Genomic DNA, 22,311 nt, shown 5'->3' with positions numbered 1-22,311 from the left:
ACACACCAATCACTCGAAAAGACGAGTGATTAACCGGCGAGTTGACCAACGAAAGGGTTCGCGAAGGTGAAGAACAGAGCGATACCAACACCGATCATGGTCACGGCGTCGAGCAGGCCGGCGACGATGAACATTTTAACTTGCAGCATTGGAACCATTTCTGGCTGACGCGCTGCGCCTTCCAGGAATTTGCCGCCCAGCAGGCCGAAACCAATGGCAGTACCCAGGGCGCCCAGGCCGATCAACAGTGCAACAGCGATAGCGGTTAGACCAACTACAGTTTCCATCTTTCCTCCCGACTTTTACGTCGTATGGTTTAGGTTTTTTAGATTTTAAAGCGGTAAAACAAATCGTTTCATAGCCCTGGTGGGCCACCTTCCCGTTTCACCGGGAAGGACATCAGACTAGTCGAGACTGGTCTTAATGGTTCTCTTCGTGCGCCATCGACAGGTAGACGATGGTCAGCATCATGAAGATGAAGGCCTGCAGGGTGATGATCAGGATGTGGAACACAGCCCACGCCCACTGCAGAACAATGCCCAGGCCGCTAAGCCAGAGCAGGCCGCTGCCGAACATCACAGCGATCAGAATGAACACCAGCTCGCCGGCATACATGTTGCCGAACAGTCGCAGGGCCAGGGAGATCGGCTTGGCGATCAGGGTCACGAATTCCAGCAGGAAGTTCACCGGGATCAGCAGGGCTTGAACAAAGATGTTCTTGCTGCCGAACGGGTGCAGGGTCAATTCGCCGATGAAGCCGCCGATGCCCTTGATCTTGATGCTGTAGAAAATGATCAGCGCGAATACCGACAGGGCCATGCCCAGGGTAGCGTTCGGGTCAGTGGTCGATACGGCACGGAATGGAATATGCGGGTCGCCGGAAATCGCCATGGCCAACTGAGGAATCCAGTCAACCGGGATCAAGTCGACGGCGTTCATCAGGAACACCCAGACGAAGATGGTCAGTGCCAACGGTGCAATCACCGGGCTACGGCCATGGAAGCTGTCTTTCACGCTGCCATCGACGAATTCGACCAATACTTCAACGAAGTTCTGCAAAGCACCTGGCTGACCGGAAGTCGCCTTCTTCGCCGCCATGCGGAAAATTAGGACGAAGATCAGACCCAAAGCGACCGACCAGCCCAGAGTATCCAGGTGGAAAGCCCAGAAGCCCATTTCTTTGGCTTCTGCTGCGGAGTGGGCAAAGCCCCAGCCGCCGTTGGGAAGCTGACCGAAGGTCAAGTTCTGCAAGTGGTGCTGGATATAGCCCGAAGCGGTTGTTTCTGCCATGGTTGCCTCAAACGCCCTAAGGTTTCGAAAGTCTTGTTTTCATTAGCAGGGGAGCGAACCAGCTGACCAGTTGGGTCAACACGAAGACGCCGAATACAGCCAGCGGCGCCAATGGCTTCACACCTGCAAAGGTCAGTGCAAACAGCACTGCCGTCAAAATCAGTTTCCCCGCCTCGCCGGCATAAAAAGACCGGACGATAGCCTGGGCTGCTCGGGCGCCGGAAAACCGAAAGGCCCTGTGAGCAAAATACATATTGGGCAGCAAGGCTATCAGGCCTCCGCAAAGTCCCGAATATCCGGCTACGACTCCATGCCAGTACCAAAGCGCCAATGCGGCGATTAGCAAAATGACAAATTGAGCCAATAAAACCGGAAAAACAGCCAAGCGATGGAAGGGCAACGTGTTTGGCGTGCGGGTTTCCATCACTCTTGCTCCTCAATAGTCGGCTGCCGGAAATCAATAACTTGGCATAATTTGTGCCGACAAAATGCGCGCAGAGTATAGGGGCGGTTCTGCCCCTATTCAACTGCCGGGTAGTGATTTCCGATCACACGCTACATAAGCAAATGTTTCAGCGGATGTGGGCAAGGACACCCTGAAGCTCATCAAGGGAGTTATATCCGATGACCAATTGCCCTTTGCCTTTCTTGCCGTGGCGAATTTGTACCGCAGAGCCCAGGCGCTCGGCCAGGCGCTGCTCGAGACGCGCGATATCCGGATCAGGTTTGGCCGTTTCGACCGGTGCAGGTTTGCCGCTCAGCCACTGGCGAACCAGGGCCTCAGTCTGACGAACGGTAAGCCCTCGTGCGACAACGTGTCGCGCCCCTTCAACCTGTTGATTTTCCGGCAAACCGAGCAAAGCACGGGCGTGGCCCATTTCCAGATCGCCATGGGACAACATGGTCTTGATGACTTCCGGCAAAGCGATCAGGCGCAGCAAGTTGGACACGGTGACGCGGGACTTACCCACCGCTTCGGCCACTTGCTGCTGCGTCAGCTGGAATTCCTGCTGCAGGCGCTGCAAGGCGATCGCTTCTTCGATCGGATTGAGGTCTTCGCGCTGAATATTCTCGATCAACGCCATGGCGATCGCCGTTTCATCAGGCACATCACGCACCATCGCGGGAATGGTCTCTTTGCCGGCCTGCTGACTGGCGCGCCAGCGGCGTTCACCGGCGATGATTTCAAAACGACCGCCACCAATCGGGCGCACCACGATCGGCTGCATCACGCCTTGAGCTTTGATCGAATTGGCCAGTTCCTCCAACGCCTGGGGATCCATGTCACGGCGTGGCTGGTATTTGCCGCGCTGGATCAAGTCCAGAGGCAGGTGCTGCAGCTCGCGCTCGTCGGCCTGCACCGCTTGTTCTTCAAGCGATGTGACGGTCGGACCACTCAACAGTGCATCCAGTCCACGTCCGAGACCTCGTTTCTTGACGGCCATGGGGATTCCTTAAGTTGGCTGGGCTGCAGCGGTGCGGGAGTTGCGGCGTTGGCGGCGAACCATCTCGCCAGCCAGAGCCAGGTAGGCGATGGCGCCACGGGACGATTTGTCATACGCCAACGCAGGCATGCCATAGCTTGGCGCTTCGGCCAAACGGATATTGCGCGGAATCACGGTGTCGTAAAGCTGCTCGCCGAAGTGTTCCTTGAGCTGTGCCGACACATCATTCATCAGGCTCAGGCGCGGATCGAACATGGTCCGCAGCAGGCCTTCGATCTGCAGGTTTGGGTTGAGCAATTCGGCGATACGCTTGATGTTATCCACAAGGTCGCTCAAACCTTCCAGTGCGTAGTACTCACACTGCATGGGGATAATCACCCCATCGGCAGCCACCAACGCATTGAGCGTCAGCATCGACAGCGACGGTGGGCAATCGATCAAAATGTAATCATAGTTCTCGCGGATCGGCGCCAAGGCGCTGCGCAGACGGCTTTCTTTCATCTGCATTTCCAGCAACACCACTTCCGCCGCAGTCAGATCGCGGTTGGCCGGCAGCAATTGATAACCGCCATGCTCGGAATAGTGCATGGCCTGGGCCAGGTCACACTCGCCGATCAGCAAGTCGTAGACCGAGTTTTCCAGGCCGTGTTTATCCACACCGCTACCCATGGTGGCGTTGCCCTGTGGATCGAGATCGATCAACAGCACCCGTCGCTTGGTAGCGACCAAGGATGCTGCGAGGTTGATGCAGGTGGTGGTTTTGCCCACGCCACCTTTCTGGTTCGCTATCGCGAATACCTTAGCCATTCTTGCTTGTGTTCCCAATCATGCCGTGCGGCGCAGTATCAGCAGATGGCGTTGGCCTTGGCAACCGGGTACGGCCAAGGCGTGTTCGCTATCGAGGTGGAAGTCTGCCGGCAATGCTAACAGCTCATCACTCGGATGGACGCCCTTCATTGCCAGCCAGCGGGTATCGCGGTCACCCAGGTGGCGTGTCCAGTTGCTGAAGTTCTCCATGCTGCTGAACGCCCGGGAAACAATTCCGTTGAAAGGCAGTTCAGGCGTGAATTCTTCGACACGGCTGTGGATAACGTGAAGGTTATCCAGCTTGAGTTCGAGTTTGACCTGGGTCAGGAAGCGGGTTTTCTTGCCATTGCTGTCCAGGCAGGTCACTTGGGACTCGGGAAACAGGATGGCCAAAGGGATACCTGGCATGCCGCCGCCACTGCCCACATCCAACCAGCGACCGTTTTGAATAAATGGCATCACGCTCAAGCTGTCGAGCAAATGCCGGGACACCATCTCATCGGGATTGCGCACTGCCGTGAGGTTGTAAGCCTTGTTCCATTTGATCAACAGGGCTAGGTAGCCCAACAGCAACTCTTGCTGGGCGGACGTCAGATCGACGCCCAATTGGCGTGCACCTGTGGATAACTCTTCGGCGTGTTGCAGGGTGACCAACGAACTCAAGCGCTTTGCTCCAACTGACGGCCCGCGCCGCGTTTTTTCAAATGAATCATCAACAGCGAAATTGCTGCCGGGGTGACGCCGGGAATACGTGAAGCCTGGCCCAGGGTTTCTGGTCGAGTTATCCCCAGCTTGCTCTGAATTTCTTTCGAAAGCCCGGAAATCCCGGTGTAGTCGATATCCACAGGCAGCTTGGTGTCTTCACTGGCGCGCAGACGAGCAATCTCGTCCTGCTGGCGGTCAATGTAACCGGCGTACTTCGTCTTGATTTCGACCTGCTCGGCAACCTGTGGATCTTCTGCGCCGCCGCCCGTCACTTCGACCAAGCCAGCGTAGTCGATTTCCGGACGTGACAGCAGGTTCAGCAAGTTGTACTCGTGAGTCAGCGGCGTGCCGAATTTCTCGGCAATTGCATCACCTTGTTCGGTACCGGGGCGAACCCAAGTGCCTTTCAGGCGCTGCTCTTCCAACGCAATGCTTTCACGTTTTTTGCAGAAGGCTTCCCAGCGCACGTCATCGACCAGCCCCAGTTCGCGGCCTTTTTCGGTCAGCCGCAGGTCGGCGTTGTCTTCGCGCAGGATCAGACGGTATTCCGCCCGGGAAGTGAACATCCGGTACGGTTCCTGGGTACCCAGGGTAATCAGGTCGTCCACCAACACACCGATGTACGCTTCATCGCGACGCGGGCACCAACTGTCTTTGCCTTGTGCACGCAATGCGGCGTTGGTCCCGGCCAGCAAACCTTGGGCGCCGGCTTCTTCGTAACCGGTTGTGCCATTGATTTGGCCGGCGAAGAACAGCCCGCCGATCACTTTGGTCTCCAGGCTGTACTTCAGATCACGAGGATCGAAGTAGTCATACTCGATGGCATAGCCAGGTCGCACGATATGTGCGTTTTCCATGCCGCGAATCGATTGCACGATCTGGATTTGCACGTCGAACGGCAGGGAAGTAGATATCCCGTTCGGGTACAGCTCGTGAGTAGTCAGGCCTTCGGGTTCGATGAAGACCTGATGGCTCTCCTTGTCGGCAAAGCGGTGGATCTTGTCTTCGATCGATGGGCAATAGCGCGGGCCAATCCCCTCGATCACACCGGAATACATCGGCGAACGGTCGAGGTTCGCGGCAATGATCTCGTGAGTTCGGGCATTGGTGTGGGTAATCCAGCAACTCACCTGTTTGGGGTGTTGCTCCTTGGAACCCATGAACGACATCACCGGGATCGGCGTATCGCCCGCTTGCTCAGTCATCAACGAGAAATCCACAGAACGCCCGTCGATACGCGGCGGGGTTCCGGTTTTCAGGCGACCGACACGCAGCGGCAATTCACGCAGGCGTTTTGCCAAGGCAATCGACGGAGGATCACCGGCACGGCCACCGGAATAATTCTGCATTCCGATGTGGATAAGTCCGCCAAGGAAGGTTCCGGTGGTCAAAACCACAGATTCTGCGAAGAAGCGCAGACCCATTTGGGTGACAACGCCCTTCACCACGTCTTGTTCGACGATCAGGTCATCCGCTGCTTGTTGAAATATCCACAGGTTCGGCTGGTTTTCCAGGGTTTCACGTACAGCAGCCTTGTACAGAATGCGGTCAGCTTGTGCCCGAGTGGCGCGCACTGCCGGGCCTTTGCGGCTGTTGAGAACGCGAAATTGAATACCACCCTTATCGGTTGCCATGGCCATTACGCCGCCAAGGGCGTCGATTTCCTTGACCAGATGGCTTTTGCCGATACCACCAATGGCGGGGTTGCAACTCATTGCACCGAGGGTTTCCACGTTGTGCGTGAGCAACAGGGTTTTTACGCCCATGCGTGCTGACGCCAGTGCTGCCTCGGTACCGGCATGACCGCCGCCGATGACGATCACTTCAAAACGGGAAGGGAAATCCACCACGCACCTCGTGCCTGCTTAAGTAGGTAATTAGGAATTGATTGATTGAACTGGTTTTAGAGCTTTGGCGGCAAGTATAGGGACTTAGCCCTTCCTAAAGAACCCTTTGCACAAAATTTAACCAGCTGTGGATGAATCACAGACAATAGAAATTAAAAGAGAGAAATTTATTAAATCTTTGTTTTTATGTTTATTTCTACTGAGCATCATTTCTGTGGATAGATCTCTACAGGCCTTTATTTACGGTATGTACAGAGATTCAAAAGTCTGTGGTCATGTGCCAATGAGGTCCTTGGATAAGTACGCTAAGCCTGTGGATTAAACAGTCACTTATCCACAGAGGGGTTTTTACTCAGGTTTCAAGCCCTGTTATCAACTGGGCACAGGGGCGGTTATTCACAGGGCTTAATCCACAGAAATCGAGCAAACACGCTATACCGAGGTCTCGGTGAAGCCACCGAAATCCTTCGACTCGGAAGTGAACAACGTAAAAAGAGATCTATTGTGAGAAATCTGCAGTGCAGTTAATAATAGCGATTATCATTAACCTACCCTCTCGCACCCTATGTCTACTCCTTCACACACGGTTGCCGTCCAGCATATTTACGAACAGCACCATTCTTGGTTGCACGGGTGGCTCAGAGGTAAGTTGCATAACGCCTGCGATGCGGCCGATGTCGCACACGATACGTTCGTGCGCATTCTTGGTGGGCGCCATGCGGCGCAGATCCTTGAGCAACGTGATTATCTGGCGACCATCGCCAGGGGTCTGGTAATTGACCGCTACAGGCGTCACGCCATTGAACAGGCTTATAAGCAAAGCCTGGCCGAGCGTCCTGATGCCACTGCCATCAGTGAAGAAGATAAGGCGATCATCATCGAAACCCTGGTGGCTGTGGATAAAGCTCTCGCCAGCTTGGGCGAACGCTCGCGGCGGATCTTCATGCTGTCGCAGATTGACGGCCTGACTTATCAACAGATCGCCGATCAACTGCAGGTGTCACTGACGACCGTGAAGAAGCACATGGTTCGCGCGTTGACCGAATGTTCAATGATCATGGCCTCCTTGTAATGGCAGCGCCTGATCGCAAGACCTTCGAGGCTGCCGCCGGCTGGTACGTGCAGTTTCAATCCCAGACGCCCACAGCGGCCGAGCGCCATGCCTGGCAGCAATGGCTCAACATCGATCCGTCCCATCAGGCGGCGTGGAATCAGCTGGAGCAATTGCAACGCAGCCTGGGTGCCTTGCCCCAGGATTTCACTCGCCGCGCTTTGTCGGCCACACAGCAACGTCGCCAGGTGCTCAAGTGGATGCTGGTACTCGGCAGCACCGGTTACTTGGGGTGGAATGTTCAGCAACATACGTCCCTGGGCAATGTTTGGGCCGATTTCCGTACACCTTTGGGCAAGCGCCGGCGCATCGAACTGGCCGACGGCACCCGGATTGACCTGAATACCCAAACCGCCATTGATGTGCTGTTCGACGGACGCCAGCGCTTGATACGCCTGCGCGAAGGCGAAGTTCTTATCCACACTGGCAAGTCGGGCGCGCAGATGCCCTTCTATGTTGAGACTCAGCAGGGTCGCATCCAGGCTTTGGGGACACACTTTACTGTGCGCCAACTGGCGGATTTCACACGGGTCGGAGTGCTGGAAGACCGCGTCAGCATTTCACCCACTGATCGACCAGACCTCAGCCGGCTGCTCGTTGCAGGCGAGAGTGCGCAATTCAATCGGCAAAGCGTAGGGGTAAGCCAACCTTACAGCGGGGCTGAAGCTGCCTGGGTCGACGGACAATTGATCGTGCTCGATGCCCGGCTCGGCGATGTGATCGACGAGCTCGGTCGTTATCGACCTGGGGTCCTGCAATGCGATCCAGCTTCGGCGCGCCTGCGGGTTTCCGGCACATTCCGATTGGATTCCACCGATGCGGTGCTGGCCAACCTGCAAGCGACGCTGCCGATCCAGGTCAATTACTTCACCCGTTACTGGGTTTCGGTGAAGCGAATAGGCTGAGCAAAAAAATAATCCACAGGGTTATCTTTTTTTTACCTGACGCGGCCCTACAGGTAATCACGACGCTACCTTCAGGGTTTATCCACCTATGCGCCTTCCTCCTAAGCTTCGCCAGCGACTCTCCTACCACGGCCTGACCTACGGTTTGCTGCTTACCTCTACCGCCGCTGCCTGCGGGTTGTTATCAACAGGCGCCCTTGCAGCCAGCGTGGTGCAGCACTTCGCTATTGGCGCAGGTCCGCTCGACAGCGCCTTGAGCCAATTTGCGGCCAGGGCCAATGTGATCCTGTCCTTTTCGCCCCAGCAGACCGCTCATTTGAACACCCCTGGGCTTGAGGGGGACTATTCGGTGGAGCAGGGCTTTGCGCTGCTGTTGCAAAACTCAGCGTTAGAGGCTGTGGCCCAGGCGCCTGGTAGCTACATATTGCAAGCGGCGCCCACAGGAGAACTGACCCTTGCGCCTACGACTGTAAGCACGGTTCAACTGGACGGTTTCAATCAGGAGATCGCCGGGGATGTGGGCTACAAAGCTCAAAATAGCCGGATTGGGACCAAAACCAGCACGCCACTGTCGGAAACACCGCGGTCGGTATCGGTCGTCACCGGTCAGCGCATCAAGGACCAGAAGTCCCAGTCCCTTACCGAAGTACTGGGCTACGTGCCGGGTATTTTCGCCCCGCCCTTCGCTGCCGGCGATAGTCTGGCCGGTGACCTGTTCTTCATTCGCGGTTTCAACGCCACAGACTATGGCTACGGCCTGCTGCGTGATGGACTACGTGTTCAGGGCAACCGGTACGACACCACCAGCGAGCCTTATGGCCTGGAGCGGGTCGAAATATTCCGTGGGCCTTCGTCGCTGCTCTACGGTGAAAATGCCCCCGGTGGCCTGGTGAACCTGGTCAGTAAACATCCAACCGCCACGCCGCAAGGCGAGGTACAACTGGGCTATGGTTCGAATAACCGCCGTCAGGTGGGTGTAGATATCTCCGGTCCGCTCAATGACAGCGGCGACATCCTTGGACGCGTGGTGATGCTGGGGCGCAAGTCTGATACCCAGACTGATCATGTGCCGGATGATCGCCTCTACGTTGCTCCCTCCCTGACCCTGAATTTCGACGACTACAACACCCTCACCCTGCTCGCCAGCTACCAGAAGGATCACACCAACCTGGAACTCGGCCTACCAGCTGCCGGCACGTTACTGACGAATCCCAACGGCAAGTTGTCCAAGCACACCATGCTCGGGAATCCAGACTGGAACACCTTCGAACGTGAAGCCTGGAGCACGGGGTATGAGCTCGCTCATAGCTTCAATGACGACTGGCAGTTCCGCCAGAACTCGCGCTACATGCAGTCGCGTATCAACCGTCACGAAACCTGGCCGGGCCAATTGAACAACGGCGGTTTCGGGACTCGGCTGAACATGAACGCTTACGATCGCTACAACAAGTCGATGGTTTATTCCTTGGATAACCAGCTGGAAGGCAAATTTCAGGTCGGCGGGCTGGAAAATACCCTGCTGTTCGGCGCCAGCTACGACCGCACTTCTTTCAATCAAGAATGGAATGCCGGGTTCGCCGGCACCATCGATGTGTATAACCCTGTTTACTTGCGCGACCCGACCACGCCTCTGGCAGTACAGAACACGTTGCTCGAACAGCAGATGAAAGGGGTTTATGCACAGCTGCAGAGCAAGTATGACCGCTGGTTATTCCTGTTGGGTGGCCGTCAGGACTGGGTCGAGAGTGATTTCCGCGACAAGGTCAACAAGGCCAGCGATACCGGCTCTGAAGATCGCAAGTTCACCTATCAAGGCGGGGTGATGTACCAGTTCGACAATGGCCTGACGCCGTATGTGAGCTATTCCACTGCATTCGTGCCGGTACAGCAGATTTCCAACGCCGGTTCACCCTTGAAGCCGATTACTAGCAGCCAATACGAAGTAGGCGTGAAGTACGAACCGATCGGCTGGGATACGGCAATGACTGTGTCGGTGTATGACTTGCGCAAGGAAGATGACACCTACCTCGACGCCACCACTAACAGCTACCGCCAAGTAGGCGAAAGTCGGTCCAAGGGCGTTGAAGTCGAGGTCAACAGCAACGTCACGCCTAACCTGAATTTAACGGCGGCCTACACCTACACTGACGCTCGAATCACTAAGGACTCCGCTACTTCTCTGGTCGAAGGGCACCAGCTGACCGGGGTGCCGCGGAATCAGGCGTCCGTATGGGGCAAATACCGATTCCTCGACAGTCAGCTCAAGGGGTTGTCCCTGGGGGCGGGCGTGCGTTATTTCGACAGTACCTTTTCCTACACCGCGCCCACGCTGTACGGAAAATTGGACGCGGGAAGCGTCACCCTGGTGGATGCATCCGTTGGCTATCAGTTCGACAAAAACTGGTCGGTTGATGTGAATGCCAAGAACCTGTTCGACAAGGAATATGTATCCGGTTGCAACGATGCAGGGCGTTGTTACTGGGGTGACAGCCGTACCTTGCTCGGTACGGTGTCCTACAACTGGTAAACCATTGTGGATAACGTTGCTATTTACCGATGCAGAAGCTGGAAAAGATCCGTCCCAACAAATCATCGGAGCTGAAGGCTCCGGTGATTTCCCCCAGCAGCTGCTGTGCCTGACGTAGATCCTCGGCCAGCAGCTCCCCTGCCCCCGCCAAGGTCAGCTGCGCGCGTCCGTGCTCAAGGGCCGCACTGGCATGACGCAGTGCCTCCAGGTGCCTGCGACGCGCACTGAAGCTGCTTTCCGAGGTCTGCTCGTAACCCATGCAGGCCTTGAGATGGTCGCGCAGCAATTCCAGGCCATTACCCGCCGACTTGGCGCTCAGGCTGATCGTGACGTGGCCATCCTCACCCATTTCAAGCGCGATGGCTTCGCCTGTCAGGTCAGCCTTGTTGCGGATCAAGGTGACGTTAGCCGGGTCAGGTCGTTGTTCAAGAAACTCCGGCCAAAGGGCAAAAGGATCCGCAGCCTCAGGCGCAGTGGCATCAACCACCAGTAATACGCGGTCTGCTTCACTGATGGCTTTGAGGGCGCGCTCTACGCCGATCTTTTCCACCTGGTCATCGGTATCGCGCAAGCCTGCGGTGTCAACCACGTGCAGCGGCATGCCGTCGATGTGGATATGTTCGCGCAGGATGTCCCGGGTGGTGCCGGCAATCTCGGTGACGATGGCAGCCTCACGTCCGGCCAAGGCATTCAGAAGGCTGGACTTACCCGCGTTGGGGCGACCGGCAATGACCACCGTCATGCCATCGCGCAGCAAGGCGCCTTGCCCCGCTTCACGCAGTACTGTGGATAACTCCTCGCGGACTTTATCCAACATTGCCAATACGTGGCCATCGGCGAGGAAGTCGATCTCTTCCTCAGGAAAATCAATCGCCGCCTCTACGTAGATGCGCAGGCTGATCAATTGCTCGGTCAAGTTATGCACACGCAGGGAAAATGCCCCCTGCAGCGAACGCAACGCATTGCGTGCGGCCTGTGCGGAACTCGCTTCGATCAGGTCCGCGATGGCTTCGGCCTGGGCCAGATCGAGCTTGTCATTCAAGAACGCGCGTTCACTGAACTCACCCGGCCGGGCGAGACGGCAGCCTAATTGCAGGCAACGCTGCAGCAGCATATCCAGGACTACAGGACCACCGTGGCCTTGCAGTTCCAGGACATCCTCACCGGTGAAAGAGTTAGGTCCAGGGAAATAGAGGGCCAGGCCCTCATCCAATACGCTGTGGTCTGCATCCAGAAACGGGCCGTAATGGGCATACCGCGGTTTCAATTCCCGGCCGCTGATGGCCTTGGCTGCCATGCCGGCGAGGGGCCCGGAAATTCGAACGATACCCACACCGCCGCGACCTTGAGCGGTTGCGACAGCAGCGATGGTTTCACGAGGAGCGCTCATCAGCAGGTTCCAGAACAAAAGTGACGGAAAGCAAAACGCCCCACTAGGGGGCGTCTTGAGTGGTTATCCACAGAGTAAATTACGCCTCGGCTTTTTTGGTAGCCGCTTCGATTTTACGTGTGATGTACCACTGTTGAGAGATCGACAACACGTTGTTGACCACCCAGTACAGAACCAGACCAGCTGGGAACCACAGGAAGAAGAAAGTGAAGATGATTGGCATCATTTTCATCACTTTAGCCTGCATCGGATCCGGCGGTGTTGGGTTCAGACGCTGCTGGATGAACATGGTCGCGCCCATGATGATCGGCAGGATAAAGAATGGGTCCTTGATCGACAGATCAGTTATCCACAGCATGAACGGTGCCTGGCGCATTTCCACGCTTTCCAGGAGTACCCAGTACAGCGATAGGAACACCGGCATCTGCACCAGAATAGGCAAGCATCCACCCAACGGGTTGATCTTCTCTTTCTTGTACAGCTCCATCATGGCCTGCGACATTTTCTGCCGATCATCACCATGCTGCTCTTTCAACGCGGCCAGTTTCGGAGCCACGGCACGCATGCGAGCCATCGACTTGTAGCTGGCAGCCGACAGTGGGAAGAAGATCCCCTTAATCAGCATGGTCAGGAATATGATCGAGAAGCCCCAGTTACCCACAATGCTGTGGATATGTTGCAGCAGCCAGAAGATAGGCTGGGCAATGAACCACAGAATGCCGTAATCCACAGTCAGTTCCAGACCTGGGGACAACTCTTTCAGCACGGCCTGGCTTTTCGGGCCGGCGTACAGGGTAGCGCTGGTTTCAGCCTTGGCACCTGGAGCGACGGTCAACGCCGGGCCAGTAAAGCCAATGATGTAGTTACCTTGGCTGTCTTTACGGGTTTGAACCAGGTTGGCTTCACCCTTGTTCGGGATCCAGGCGGTCACGAAATAGTGTTGCAACCAGGCAACCCAGCCGCCTTGAACGGTTTCTTTCAGCGCGCCTTTGTCGATATCTTTCATCGACACTTTTTTGTACGGCTCGTTACTTGTCCACAGGGCTGCGCCCAAGTAGGTAGCGGTACCAGTAGCGGTGCTGGAAGAAGGATCGGAGCTGCCATCACGCTTGAGTTGGGCAAACAGATTGCCGCTCCAAGGTTTTTCGCTGGTGTTGTCGATCAGGTAAGTGACCTTCAGGTCGTACAAACCGCGAGTGAAACTGAAACGCTTGATGTAGTTGACGCCGTCGAGGCTGAATTTCAGGTCGACGTTCAACTGGTTTTGGCCATCAGCCAGTTGATAAACCTTCTTTTCGGTCGAATAAACCGGACGACCGGTAGCGCGCGCATCCGGACCATTAGTGCCGGTCAGACCGCTTTGCGCCAGATAAGTACGTTCACCACCGTTATCGAACAGTTGGAACGGTACATCCGGATGGTCTTGGCGACGTGGATACAGCGGCAGTTTCAATTGCGCGATATCACCACCTTGTGGGTCGATAGCCAAGTCGAGCACATCCGTTTTCACGAGGATGAGGTCTTTATTGGTGACCACTGGCGTTTCTAAAGGGGCGCTTGTCTCGCCACTCGCGCTGGGAACATCTGCACTCGCGGACGCATTGGTACCCAGCGGGGTGTCCGGAATAGCCGGGGCAGCCTGATTGGTAGCAACATTCTGAGTCGGCAGGGCAGCTTGGCCATAATCCTGGTTCCACTTAAGAACCATGACGTAGGACACGATTGCCAGGGCGACGATCAGGATCGTGCGTTTAATATCCATGATTACTCGGCCATCGAAGAAGAACGGGAGGTAGGGATAGGTGGAACCGGGTCATAACCACCGGGATTCCACGGATGACAGCGACCTAAACGACGAAAGGTCAGCCAGCCACCGCGCAGAAGACCATGATTTTCTATGGCTTCTAACGCGTAGCAGGAACAACTGGGGTAGAAACGACAGTGACTGGCCATCAGAGGACTAATGGCATAGCGATAAAACTGGATCGGAACGAGTGCCAGTTTACGCATTGGTACTGTCTACCCCTACAGTTTCGGTGCTGACTGCTGGTGCTGGTTTGTTGGTACGCGCCAGACGTTTCCAGAGCTTGCCGAAATGCTGAATCAATTCGGGGTTTTCTACATCCCCCAAGCCTTTGCGCGCGACGATAACAATATCCCAACCAACCAGAGTGTCCTGGTGGAGGCGAAACGATTCGCGCATCAGACGCTTGAGGCGATTGCGCTCAACGGAGAGCTTTACGCTCTTCTTGCCAATCACCAACCCGAGACGGGGGTGATCAAGATCGTTGTTACGCGCAAGGAGCAGGAGATTTTTCCCCGGAACCTTGCCGGTGGGGGAGTCAAAGACTGCCTTGAAGTGCCGGGGTGTTAGCAGACGCTTTTCCCGACTGAAGTCCTGACTCACCACCAGTACCGGATTATCAAACTGCCAGACGCGCACGACCTTTGGCGCGGCGACGCGACAGGACAGCACGGCCGTTCTTGGTAGCCATGCGAGCACGGAAGCCGTGAGTACGGGCGCGTTTGATGGTGCTTGGTTGGAAAGTACGTTTCATGGCGTTGTTACCTGGTTCGTCCACAACGGGCCGGAATGGCCCCCGTTTTAAGAGACCGGCGATTCTAGAGAAAGCAAGCCTCTAGGTCAATTTCCAACCAGCTTTTCCTTCAATTAGATCTCTATCGGGTAAAACCCCCTTTTCTATCCGCCTGGCTTCCATGAGCAATGTCATAGATATAAAAATAAAGAAGGAAGTTATTTAAAGCTTTTCTGTAAAGCTTATAAAAGCTAGGCAGGCCATCCTCTGTGGATAACTGCCTTGAGGCCATATTCCACTTGATGTACAGAGGATGACAACATGGGGGAGAAGCGGTGCTCTGCCTGTGCTGCGCTGTCGGATAAGCTGTGTGTGGAATGGCATGTTATCCACAGCCCAGTTACCCACAGACTTTCACCCCCACTTGTACAACGAGCTCAGGGCCGCTTATCCACAGACCTTATGCACAGACCACTGGTCGGCTTTTTCCGGGATAAGACATTGATTTTGGGTGCCCTGTGGGCAACCTACATGTGGATAAGTGGGCGGCTCGCCGCTACAATGGCGGCTGTTTTTGCCTCACCGGCTTTCAACTTAGGGGATATCCGTGTCAGTGGAACTTTGGCAGCAGTGCGTGGAGCTTTTGCGCGATGAGCTGCCTGCCCAGCAATTCAACACCTGGATCCGTCCGCTACAGGTCGAAGCCGAAGGCGACGAGTTGCGTGTCTACGCACCTAATCGTTTTGTTCTCGACTGGGTCAACGAGAAGTACCTGAGCCGCGTTCTCGAATTGCTCGACGAACACGGCAATGGCCTTGCGCCTGTGCTCTCCTTATTAATAGGCAGCAAACGCAGCTCGGCGCCTCGCGCTGCGCCGAATGCGCCATTGGCGGCGAGCGCTTCTCAAGCTCAGGCCGCAGCGGCACCTGTTAATAACTCGCCTGCTCCCGTTGCCCAGACGCCTTCTAAATCGGCGTCACAGAAAAACGCCCCTATTAATGAAGAGCCGTCTCGCGACAGCTTTGACCCCATGGCTGGTGCCAGCTCGCAGCAGGCACCGATTCGCGCCGAACAGCGCACCGTGCAGGTCGAAGGCGCGCTCAAGCACACCAGCTACTTGAACCGCACCTTTACCTTCGAGAATTTCGTCGAAGGTAAATCTAACCAGCTGGCTCGCGCCGCGGCCTGGCAAGTGGCGGATAACCCCAAGCATGGTTACAACCCGCTCTTCCTTTATGGTGGCGTGGGCTTGGGTAAAACTCACTTGATGCACGCTGTGGGTAACCATCTATTAAAGAAGAACCCGAATGCCAAGGTCGTGTACCTGCACTCGGAGCGCTTCGTGGCGGACATGGTTAAGGCCTTGCAGCTCAATGCCATCAACGAGTTCAAGCGGTTCTACCGTTCCGTTGACGCCTTGCTCATCGATGACATTCAGTTCTTTGCCCGCAAGGAACGTTCACAGGAAGAGTTTTTCCATACCTTCAACGCCCTGCTCGAAGGCGGTCAACAGGTCATCTTGACCAGTGACCGTTATCCGAAGGAAATCGAAGGCCTGGAAGAACGCTTGAAGTCGCGCTTTGGCTGGGGCCTCACCGTTGCGGTAGAGCCGCCGGAGCTGGAAACCCGCGTTGCGATTCTGATGAAAAAAGCCGATCAGGCAAAAGTCGATCTGCCACACGACGCTGCTTTCTTTATCGCACAGCGCATTCGTTCCAACGTGCGTGAGCTCGAAGGCGCGCTCAAGCGAGTCATCGCACACTCGCACTTTATGGGGCGCGACATCACCATCGAGCTGATTCGCGAATCCTTGAAAGACTTGCTGGCACTGCAGGACAAACTGGTGAGTGTGGATAACATCCAGCGCACCGTGGCCGAGTACTACAAGATCAAGATTTCCGACCTGCTGTCCAAGCGCCGTTCTCGCTCGGTGGCTCGTCCGCGACAAGTGGCCATGGCCCTCTCCAAGGAGTTGACCAACCATAGCCTGCCGGAAATCGGCGATGTGTTTGGTGGTCGCGACCACACCACAGTCTTGCACGCATGCCGCAAGATCAACGAACTTAAGGAATCCGACGCGGATATTCGCGAGGACTACAAGAACCTGCTGCGTACACTGACCACTTGATGACACCAGCGCAGCTTATTAAGGCAAGGGACTAGACCATGCATTTCACCATTCAACGCGAAGCCCTGTTGAAACCCCTGCAACTGGTCGCAGGCGTCGTCGAGCGCCGACAGACCTTGCCGGTGCTCTCCAACGTATTGCTGGTTGTCGAAGGCCAGCAGTTGTCCCTGACTGGTACCGACCTGGAAGTCGAATTGGTTGGCCGCGTGCAGCTGGAAGAGCCTGCAGAGCCTGGCGAGATTACTGTGCCAGCGCGTAAGCTGATGGACATCTGCAAGAGTCTGCCGAACGACGCGCTGATCGACATTAAGGTTGATGAGCAGAAGTTGGTGGTCAAGGCAGGTCGCAGTCGTTTCACGCTGTCCACTTTGCCGGCCAATGATTTCCCGACTGTGGAGGAAGGCCCAGGCTCACTGACCTGCAGCCTTGAGCAAAGTAAACTGCGCCGTCTTATCGAACGCACCAGCTTCGCCATGGCCCAGCAGGACGTGCGTTACTACCTCAACGGCATGCTGCTGGAAGTGTCGGAAGGCATCATCCGCGCCGTGGCTACCGACGGTCACCGTCTGGCAATGTGCTCGATGCGCGCCGATATCGGTCAACCTGATCGTCATCAGGTGATTGTGCCGCGTAAGGGTATTCTCGAACTGGCGCGCTTGCTCACCGAGCCGGATGGCAATGTCAGCATCGTGCTGGGTCAGCACCATATCCGCGCGACCACCGGCGAATTCACGTTCACGTCCAAGCTGGTCGACGGCAAATTCCCGGATTACGAGCGTGTGCTGCCTAAAGGTGGGGACAAGTTGGTAATCGGTGACCGTCAGGCCCTGCGTGAAGCGTTCAGCCGTACCGCGATTCTGTCCAACGAAAAGTACCGTGGTATTCGTCTGCAATTGGCCAACGGTCAGTTAAAAATTCAGGCCAATAACCCGGAGCAGGAAGAAGCGGAAGAAGAAGTCGGCGTTGACTACAACGGTGGTTCCCTGGAAATCGGCTTCAACGTGAGCTACTTGCTGGACGTGTTGGGTGTGATGACCACTGAACAGGTTCGCCTGATCCTGTCTGACTCCAACAGCAGCGCTCTGGTGCAGGAATCCGACAACGACGACTCGGCTTATGTTGTTATGCCGATGCGCCTGTAATCATGCTCAGCAGAAGCTAGATGTCCCTTAGTCGCGTCTCGGTCACCGCGGTGCGCAATTTGCACCCGGTGACCTTCTCCCCCTCCCCCGCATCAACATCCTCCACGGCGCCAACGGTAGTGGCAAAACCAGCGTGCTGGAAGCCATCCACCTACTAGGGCTTGCCCGTTCCTTTCGCAGTGCCCGCTTGTTGCCGGTGATTCAGTACGAACAACTGGCCTGCACGGTCTTTGGCCAAGTCGAACTGGCAGAAGGAGGCCACAGCAGCCTGGGGATTTCTCGTGATCGCGGCGGTGAGTTCCAGATTCGCATCGACGGGCAAAATGCTCGCAGTGCTGCGCAACTGGCAGAGATCCTGCCGTTGCAACTGATCAACCCTGACAGCTTCCGATTACTGGAAGGTGCGCCGAAAATCCGCAGGCAGTTCCTCGATTGGGGAGTGTTCCACGTGGAACCACGATTCATGGCCACATGGCAGCGCCTGCAGAAGGCCCTGCGGCAGCGGAACTCATGGCTGCGGCATGGTACACTTGACGCCGCTTCGCAAGCGGCCTGGGACCGGGAATTGTGCCTGGCCAGCGATGAAATAGATGAATACCGCCGCGCCTATATCAAAGCCTTGAAACCAGTCTTTGAGCAGACCTTGAGTGAGTTGTTGGATCTCGAGGGGCTGACGCTGAGTTACTACCGTGGTTGGGATAAAGAGCGTGAGCTGAGTGCAGTGCTCGCGACTTCCCTGCAACGGGATCAGCAAATTGGCCATACCCAGGCCGGACCCCAACGGGCTGATTTGCGTCTTAGATTAGGCGCACACAATGCTGCGGACATCTTGTCCCGTGGCCAGCAGAAGTTGGTGGTGTGTGCACTGCGTATCGCCCAGGGTCATCTGGTTAGCCAAGCCCGACGTGGTCAGTGTATTTATCTGGTGGATGACTTGCCGTCTGAACTCGACGAGCAACATCGCCGTGCGTTATGCCGCTTGTTGGAAGAATTACGCTGCCAGGTTTTTATCACCTGTGTAGACCACGAATTATTGAGGGAAGGCTGGCAGACGGAAACGCCAGTCGCTTTGTTCCACGTGGAACAAGGCCGTATCACCCAGACCCACGACCATCGGGAGTGAAGGCATGAGCGAAGAAAACACGTACGACTCGACCAGCATTAAAGTGCTGAAAGGTTTGGATGCCGTACGCAAACGTCCCGGTATGTACATTGGCGACACTGATGACGGTAGCGGTCTGCACCACATGGTGTTCGAGGTGGTCGACAACTCCATCGACGAAGCTTTGGCCGGTCACTGCGACGACATCAGCATCATCATCCACCCGGACGAATCCATCACCGTGCGCGACAACGGTCGTGGCATTCCGGTAGATGTGCACAAAGAAGAAGGTGTTTCGGCAGCAGAGGTCATCATGACCGTGCTCCACGCCGGCGGTAAGTTCGACGACAACTCCTATAAAGTATCTGGGGGGTTGCACGGTGTAGGTGTTTCGGTAGTAAACGCGCTGTCCGAAGAGCTGATCCTGACCGTTCGCCGCAGCGGAAAGATCTGGGAACAGACCTACGTCCACGGTGTTCCACAGGAGCCGATGAAAATCGTTGGCGACAGTGAAACCACCGGTACTCAGATTCATTTCAAGCCGTCCGATGAAACATTCAAGAATATCCACTTCAGTTGGGACATCCTGGCCAAGCGTATTCGCGAACTCTCCTTCCTCAACTCCGGTGTGGGTATCGTCCTCAAGGATGAGCGCAGCGGCAAGGAAGAACTGTTCAAGTACGAAGGTGGTCTGCGTGCATTCGTTGAATACCTGAACACCAACAAGACTGCGGTCAACCAGGTGTTTCACTTCAACATCCAGCGCGATGACGGCATCGGCGTGGAAATCGCCCTGCAATGGAACGACAGCTTCAACGAGAACCTGTTGTGCTTCACCAACAACATTCCCCAGCGCGATGGCGGCACTCACTTGGTGGGTTTCCGTTCCGCGCTGACGCGTAACCTGAACACCTACATCGAAGCCGAAGGCCTGGCGAAGAAGCATAAAGTTGCCACCACCGGTGACGATGCGCGTGAAGGTCTGACCGCGATTATCTCGGTGAAAGTGCCGGATCCTAAGTTTAGTTCCCAGACTAAAGACAAGCTGGTGTCTTCCGAAGTGAAGACAGCCGTTGAACAGGAAATGGGTAAATACTTCTCGGACTTCCTGCTGGAGAATCCGAACGAAGCCAAGCTGGTCGTCGGTAAGATGATCGATGCTGCGCGCGCCCGGGAAGCCGCGCGTAAGGCTCGCGAGATGACCCGTCGTAAAGGCGCGTTGGATATCGCCGGCTTGCCGGGCAAACTGGCTGACTGCCAGGAAAAAGACCCTGCCCTCTCCGAACTGTACCTGGTGGAAGGTGACTCTGCTGGCGGTTCCGCCAAGCAGGGCCGTAACCGTCGCACCCAGGCCATCCTGCCGTTGAAGGGTAAGATCCTTAACGTAGAGAAAGCTCGCTTCGACAAGATGATTTCCTCCCAGGAAGTTGGCACCTTGATCACGGCGTTGGGCTGCGGTATCGGTCGCGACGAGTACAACATCGATAAGCTGCGCTATCACAACATCATCATCATGACCGATGCTGACGTCGACGGCTCTCACATCCGTACTCTGCTGCTGACTTTCTTCTTCCGTCAGTTGCCGGAGCTGATCGAGCGTGGCTACATCTACATCGCCCAGCCACCTTTGTACAAAGTGAAAAAGGGTAAGCAAGAGCAATACATCAAAGACGACGACGCCATGGAAGAGTACATGACGCAGTCGGCCCTGGAAGATGCGAGCCTGCACTTGAACGACGAAGCACCCGGTATTTCCGGTGAGGCGTTGGAGCGTCTGGTTAACGATTTCCGCATGGTTATGAAGACCCTCAAGCGGCTGTCGCGCCTATACCCACAGGAACTGACCGAACACTTCATCTATCTGCCGGCCGTGAGCCTGGAGCAGTTGGGCGATCATGCAGCGATGCAGGAGTGGCTGGCCCAGTACGAAGTACGTCTGCGCACTGTGGAGAAATCTGGCCTGGTGTACAAAGCCAGTCTGCGTGAAGACCGTGAACGTAACGTATGGCTGCCAGAGGTCGAACTGATCTCCCATGGTCTGTCGAACTACGTCACCTTCAACCGCGACTTCTTCGGCAGCAATGACTACAAAACTGTGGTCACCTTGGGCGCGCAACTAAGCACCCTGCTGGACGACGGCGCCTACATTCAGCGTGGCGAGCGTAAGAAAGCAGTCAAGGAGTTCAAAGAGGCCCTGGACTGGCTGATGGCGGAAAGCACCAAGCGCCACACCATCCAGCGATACAAAGGTTTGGGTGAGATGAACCCTGATCAATTGTGGGAAACCACCATGGACCCTGCTCAGCGTCGCATGCTGCGCGTGACCATCGAAGACGCCATTGGGGCAGACCAGATCTTCAACACCCTGATGGGTGATGCGGTCGAGCCTCGCCGTGACTTCATCGAGAGTAATGCTCTGGCAGTGTCTAACCTGGATTTCTGATCCAGGCGAGACCCGCAGAAAAAAGGCCAACGCTATGCGTTGGCCTTTTTTATTACGTGAAAATCAGTTTTTCTAAAATGCTCCACGTGGAACATCACCGTTTTCAACCATGGGAAGCTGTCGCCACACTCTCCAAACGGTACCCATACCCATAGATCGTCAACAGCTGCCAACCCCTGTCAGCAGTAAGCCCCAGCTTGTTACGCAACCGATAGATATGCGTATCCAAGGGTCTCGATGACACCATTTCTTCATGGGTCCAGAACCGCTCATAGAGGTACTCGCGGGACAGTGGCCGGGCCAGGTTGGCGAACAAGCAGCTCGCCAAGCGGTATTCCCGCTCGGTGAGGTTGATCGGTTTTCCCGCACGAGTGACGGTCAATTCGGCGTCGTCAAAGGTCAGATCATTGAAGCTCTGTACTTCCTGGGTCGCCGGCTTCTGCAGGCCATGGCGACGTAGAACGGCGGTCACCCGAGCCTTCAGTTCATTGGGGCGAAAGGGTTTGCTGACGTAATCATCGGCGCCACTGTTCAACGCGGTGACGATATCGCTTTCAGCATCGCGGCTAGTGAGCATGATCACGGCGGGTGGGGACTCCATGTGTTCACGGGTCCAGCGCAGCAATGCGATGCCAGTGATATCGGGCAGTTGCCAGTCGAGTATCAGCAGGTCAAAGGTTTCCCGACGCAATTGGCGCAGCAGGTCTTCGCCACGCTCGAAGCAATGAAGGGTCCAGGGCTGTTCGGCGGTGCTGGGGATTTGTCGCAGTGTCTGTTCCACCCGTCTCAATTCAGCGGGTTCGTCATCCAGTATTGCGACACGCATGGGTGGGTCCTTTCTTCTCTAAGAGTACTGCAGCCGTAGTGAAGGCACGTACTGCACAGATGCCGGCCGTCGAATCTGAAGAATTGTGCGCAGATTCGTCGGCCCC

19 protein-coding genes and 1 pseudogene are annotated in these 22,311 nt (G+C 55.9%); 7 read left to right on the top strand and 13 right to left on the bottom strand.

Annotated elements, in window-relative coordinates; translation table 11 throughout:
- Positions 1-29 precede the first annotated feature (29 nt).
- From atpE to mnmG, 7 genes are all read right to left on the bottom strand, one after another.
- A complete protein-coding gene (gene atpE / locus AB4N82_RS09910) occupies positions 30-287 on the bottom strand; it encodes a F0F1 ATP synthase subunit C (protein WP_002555987.1) in 258 nt (85 codons plus the stop codon).
- A 133-nt stretch (positions 288-420) separates the two neighbouring features.
- Positions 421-1,290 (bottom strand): F0F1 ATP synthase subunit A, encoded by an 870-nt coding sequence (atpB, locus tag AB4N82_RS09905; RefSeq protein WP_017736231.1) that lies wholly within the window; start codon positions 1,288-1,290, stop codon positions 421-423.
- 16 nt (positions 1,291-1,306) lie between these two features.
- Positions 1,307-1,714 carry a F0F1 ATP synthase subunit I gene (locus AB4N82_RS09900; RefSeq protein WP_010565865.1) on the bottom strand — a complete coding sequence of 136 codons (408 nt, stop codon included), beginning with the start codon at positions 1,712-1,714 and terminating at the stop codon, positions 1,307-1,309.
- A 148-nt stretch (positions 1,715-1,862) separates the two neighbouring features.
- Positions 1,863-2,735, bottom strand: a complete 873-nt coding sequence (locus AB4N82_RS09895) for a ParB/RepB/Spo0J family partition protein (protein WP_016970690.1) — start codon at positions 2,733-2,735, stop codon at positions 1,863-1,865.
- 9 nt (positions 2,736-2,744) lie between these two features.
- A complete protein-coding gene (locus tag AB4N82_RS09890) occupies positions 2,745-3,542 on the bottom strand; it encodes a ParA family protein (RefSeq protein WP_032885161.1) in 798 nt (265 codons plus the stop codon).
- A gap of 18 nt (positions 3,543-3,560) precedes the next feature.
- Positions 3,561-4,205, bottom strand: a complete 645-nt coding sequence (rsmG, locus tag AB4N82_RS09885) for a 16S rRNA (guanine(527)-N(7))-methyltransferase RsmG (RefSeq protein WP_460104865.1) — start codon at positions 4,203-4,205, stop codon at positions 3,561-3,563.
- Positions 4,202-6,094: a tRNA uridine-5-carboxymethylaminomethyl(34) synthesis enzyme MnmG gene (mnmG, locus tag AB4N82_RS09880; protein WP_095185320.1), complete on the bottom strand. Its 1,893-nt coding sequence runs from the start codon at positions 6,092-6,094 to the stop codon at positions 4,202-4,204. Before mnmG ends, rsmG begins: the two co-directional genes overlap by 4 nt.
- A 565-nt stretch (positions 6,095-6,659) precedes the next feature.
- Between mnmG and AB4N82_RS09875 the strand changes: the two genes are divergently transcribed.
- The 3 genes from AB4N82_RS09875 (at position 6,660) to AB4N82_RS09865 (ending at position 10,637) form a co-directional block, all read left to right on the top strand.
- Positions 6,660-7,166, top strand: a complete 507-nt coding sequence (locus AB4N82_RS09875) for a sigma-70 family RNA polymerase sigma factor (protein WP_460104864.1) — start codon at positions 6,660-6,662, stop codon at positions 7,164-7,166.
- The gene (locus tag AB4N82_RS09870; protein ID WP_099601806.1) at positions 7,166-8,110 is read left to right on the top strand and encodes a FecR domain-containing protein; all 945 of its coding nucleotides are present in this window, start codon (positions 7,166-7,168) and stop codon (positions 8,108-8,110) included. Before AB4N82_RS09875 ends, AB4N82_RS09870 begins: the two co-directional genes overlap by 1 nt.
- Before the next feature lie 88 nt (positions 8,111-8,198).
- Positions 8,199-10,637 carry a TonB-dependent siderophore receptor gene (locus tag AB4N82_RS09865; protein ID WP_122764013.1) on the top strand — a complete coding sequence of 813 codons (2,439 nt, stop codon included), beginning with the start codon at positions 8,199-8,201 and terminating at the stop codon, positions 10,635-10,637.
- Positions 10,638-10,656: 19 nt separating this feature from the next.
- On the opposite strand, the gene mnmE is transcribed toward AB4N82_RS09865, so the two are convergent.
- The 5 genes from mnmE to rpmH all read right to left on the bottom strand — a co-directional run bounded on the left by mnmE (position 10,657) and on the right by rpmH (position 14,585).
- On the bottom strand, positions 10,657-12,027 hold the full coding sequence (gene mnmE / locus AB4N82_RS09860; RefSeq protein ID WP_032885154.1) for a tRNA uridine-5-carboxymethylaminomethyl(34) synthesis GTPase MnmE: 1,371 nt from the start codon (positions 12,025-12,027) through the stop codon (positions 10,657-10,659).
- Positions 12,028-12,106: 79 nt separating this feature from the next.
- A complete protein-coding gene (gene yidC, locus AB4N82_RS09855; protein ID WP_122764014.1) occupies positions 12,107-13,789 on the bottom strand; it encodes a membrane protein insertase YidC in 1,683 nt (560 codons plus the stop codon).
- Positions 13,790-13,791: 2 nt separating this feature from the next.
- The gene (yidD, locus tag AB4N82_RS09850) at positions 13,792-14,037 is read right to left on the bottom strand and encodes a membrane protein insertion efficiency factor YidD (protein ID WP_010207715.1); all 246 of its coding nucleotides are present in this window, start codon (positions 14,035-14,037) and stop codon (positions 13,792-13,794) included.
- Positions 14,030-14,434 (bottom strand): ribonuclease P protein component, encoded by a 405-nt coding sequence (gene rnpA / locus AB4N82_RS09845; RefSeq protein WP_026013533.1) that lies wholly within the window; start codon positions 14,432-14,434, stop codon positions 14,030-14,032. The genes yidD and rnpA overlap by 8 nt, the downstream gene beginning before the upstream one ends.
- A gap of 16 nt (positions 14,435-14,450) precedes the next feature.
- The gene (rpmH, locus tag AB4N82_RS09840) at positions 14,451-14,585 is read right to left on the bottom strand and encodes a 50S ribosomal protein L34 (protein ID WP_003213577.1); all 135 of its coding nucleotides are present in this window, start codon (positions 14,583-14,585) and stop codon (positions 14,451-14,453) included.
- 586 nt (positions 14,586-15,171) lie between these two features.
- Between rpmH and dnaA the strand changes: the two genes are divergently transcribed.
- The 4 genes and pseudogenes from dnaA to gyrB all read left to right on the top strand — a co-directional run bounded on the left by dnaA (position 15,172) and on the right by gyrB (position 21,379).
- Positions 15,172-16,692 (top strand): chromosomal replication initiator protein DnaA, encoded by a 1,521-nt coding sequence (gene dnaA / locus AB4N82_RS09835; protein ID WP_032885151.1) that lies wholly within the window; start codon positions 15,172-15,174, stop codon positions 16,690-16,692.
- Between the two features lie 38 nt (positions 16,693-16,730).
- Positions 16,731-17,834, top strand: coding sequence for a DNA polymerase III subunit beta (gene dnaN / locus AB4N82_RS09830; protein ID WP_005783345.1), 1,104 nt, complete (start codon positions 16,731-16,733; stop codon positions 17,832-17,834).
- A gap of 20 nt (positions 17,835-17,854) precedes the next feature.
- Positions 17,855-18,957 (top strand): annotated as a pseudogene (gene recF / locus AB4N82_RS09825) (DNA replication/repair protein RecF).
- Positions 18,958-18,961: 4 nt separating this feature from the next.
- Positions 18,962-21,379, top strand: coding sequence for a DNA topoisomerase (ATP-hydrolyzing) subunit B (gyrB, locus tag AB4N82_RS09820; protein WP_032885149.1), 2,418 nt, complete (start codon positions 18,962-18,964; stop codon positions 21,377-21,379).
- Positions 21,380-21,482: 103 nt separating this feature from the next.
- Here the strand turns inward: gyrB and AB4N82_RS09815 are convergent, their stop codons facing one another.
- Entirely contained in the window at positions 21,483-22,205 is a 723-nt protein-coding gene (locus AB4N82_RS09815) for a response regulator transcription factor (protein WP_032885147.1), read from the bottom strand.
- Between the last annotated feature and the right edge of the window lie 106 nt (positions 22,206-22,311).

The organism is Pseudomonas sp. H1_D04 (assembly GCF_054683855.1).
The sequence above is the reverse complement of the archived record's forward strand: the minus strand, read 5'-3'. Positions and strand labels throughout refer to the sequence as shown.

Excerpts from the sequence above, each read along its gene's own strand:
- atpE (WP_002555987.1), bottom strand. The coding sequence starts at position 287 with ATGGAAACTGTAGTTGGTCTAACCGCTATCGCTGTTGCACTGTTGATC.
- atpB (WP_017736231.1), bottom strand. The coding sequence starts at position 1,290 with ATGGCAGAAACAACCGCTTCGGGCTATATCCAGCACCACTTGCAGAAC.
- AB4N82_RS09900 (WP_010565865.1), bottom strand. The coding sequence starts at position 1,714 with ATGGAAACCCGCACGCCAAACACGTTGCCCTTCCATCGCTTGGCTGTT.
- AB4N82_RS09895 (WP_016970690.1), bottom strand. The coding sequence starts at position 2,735 with ATGGCCGTCAAGAAACGAGGTCTCGGACGTGGACTGGATGCACTGTTG.
- AB4N82_RS09890 (WP_032885161.1), bottom strand. The coding sequence starts at position 3,542 with ATGGCTAAGGTATTCGCGATAGCGAACCAGAAAGGTGGCGTGGGCAAA.
- AB4N82_RS09875 (WP_460104864.1), top strand. The coding sequence starts at position 6,660 with ATGTCTACTCCTTCACACACGGTTGCCGTCCAGCATATTTACGAACAG.
- AB4N82_RS09870 (WP_099601806.1), top strand. The coding sequence starts at position 7,166 with ATGGCAGCGCCTGATCGCAAGACCTTCGAGGCTGCCGCCGGCTGGTAC.
- AB4N82_RS09865 (WP_122764013.1), top strand. The coding sequence starts at position 8,199 with ATGCGCCTTCCTCCTAAGCTTCGCCAGCGACTCTCCTACCACGGCCTG.
- mnmE (WP_032885154.1), bottom strand. The coding sequence starts at position 12,027 with ATGAGCGCTCCTCGTGAAACCATCGCTGCTGTCGCAACCGCTCAAGGT.
- yidC (WP_122764014.1), bottom strand. The coding sequence starts at position 13,789 with ATGGATATTAAACGCACGATCCTGATCGTCGCCCTGGCAATCGTGTCC.
- yidD (WP_010207715.1), bottom strand. The coding sequence starts at position 14,037 with ATGCGTAAACTGGCACTCGTTCCGATCCAGTTTTATCGCTATGCCATT.
- rpmH (WP_003213577.1), bottom strand. The coding sequence starts at position 14,585 with ATGAAACGTACTTTCCAACCAAGCACCATCAAACGCGCCCGTACTCAC.
- dnaN (WP_005783345.1), top strand. The coding sequence starts at position 16,731 with ATGCATTTCACCATTCAACGCGAAGCCCTGTTGAAACCCCTGCAACTG.
- gyrB (WP_032885149.1), top strand. The coding sequence starts at position 18,962 with ATGAGCGAAGAAAACACGTACGACTCGACCAGCATTAAAGTGCTGAAA.
- AB4N82_RS09815 (WP_032885147.1), bottom strand. The coding sequence starts at position 22,205 with ATGCGTGTCGCAATACTGGATGACGAACCCGCTGAATTGAGACGGGTG.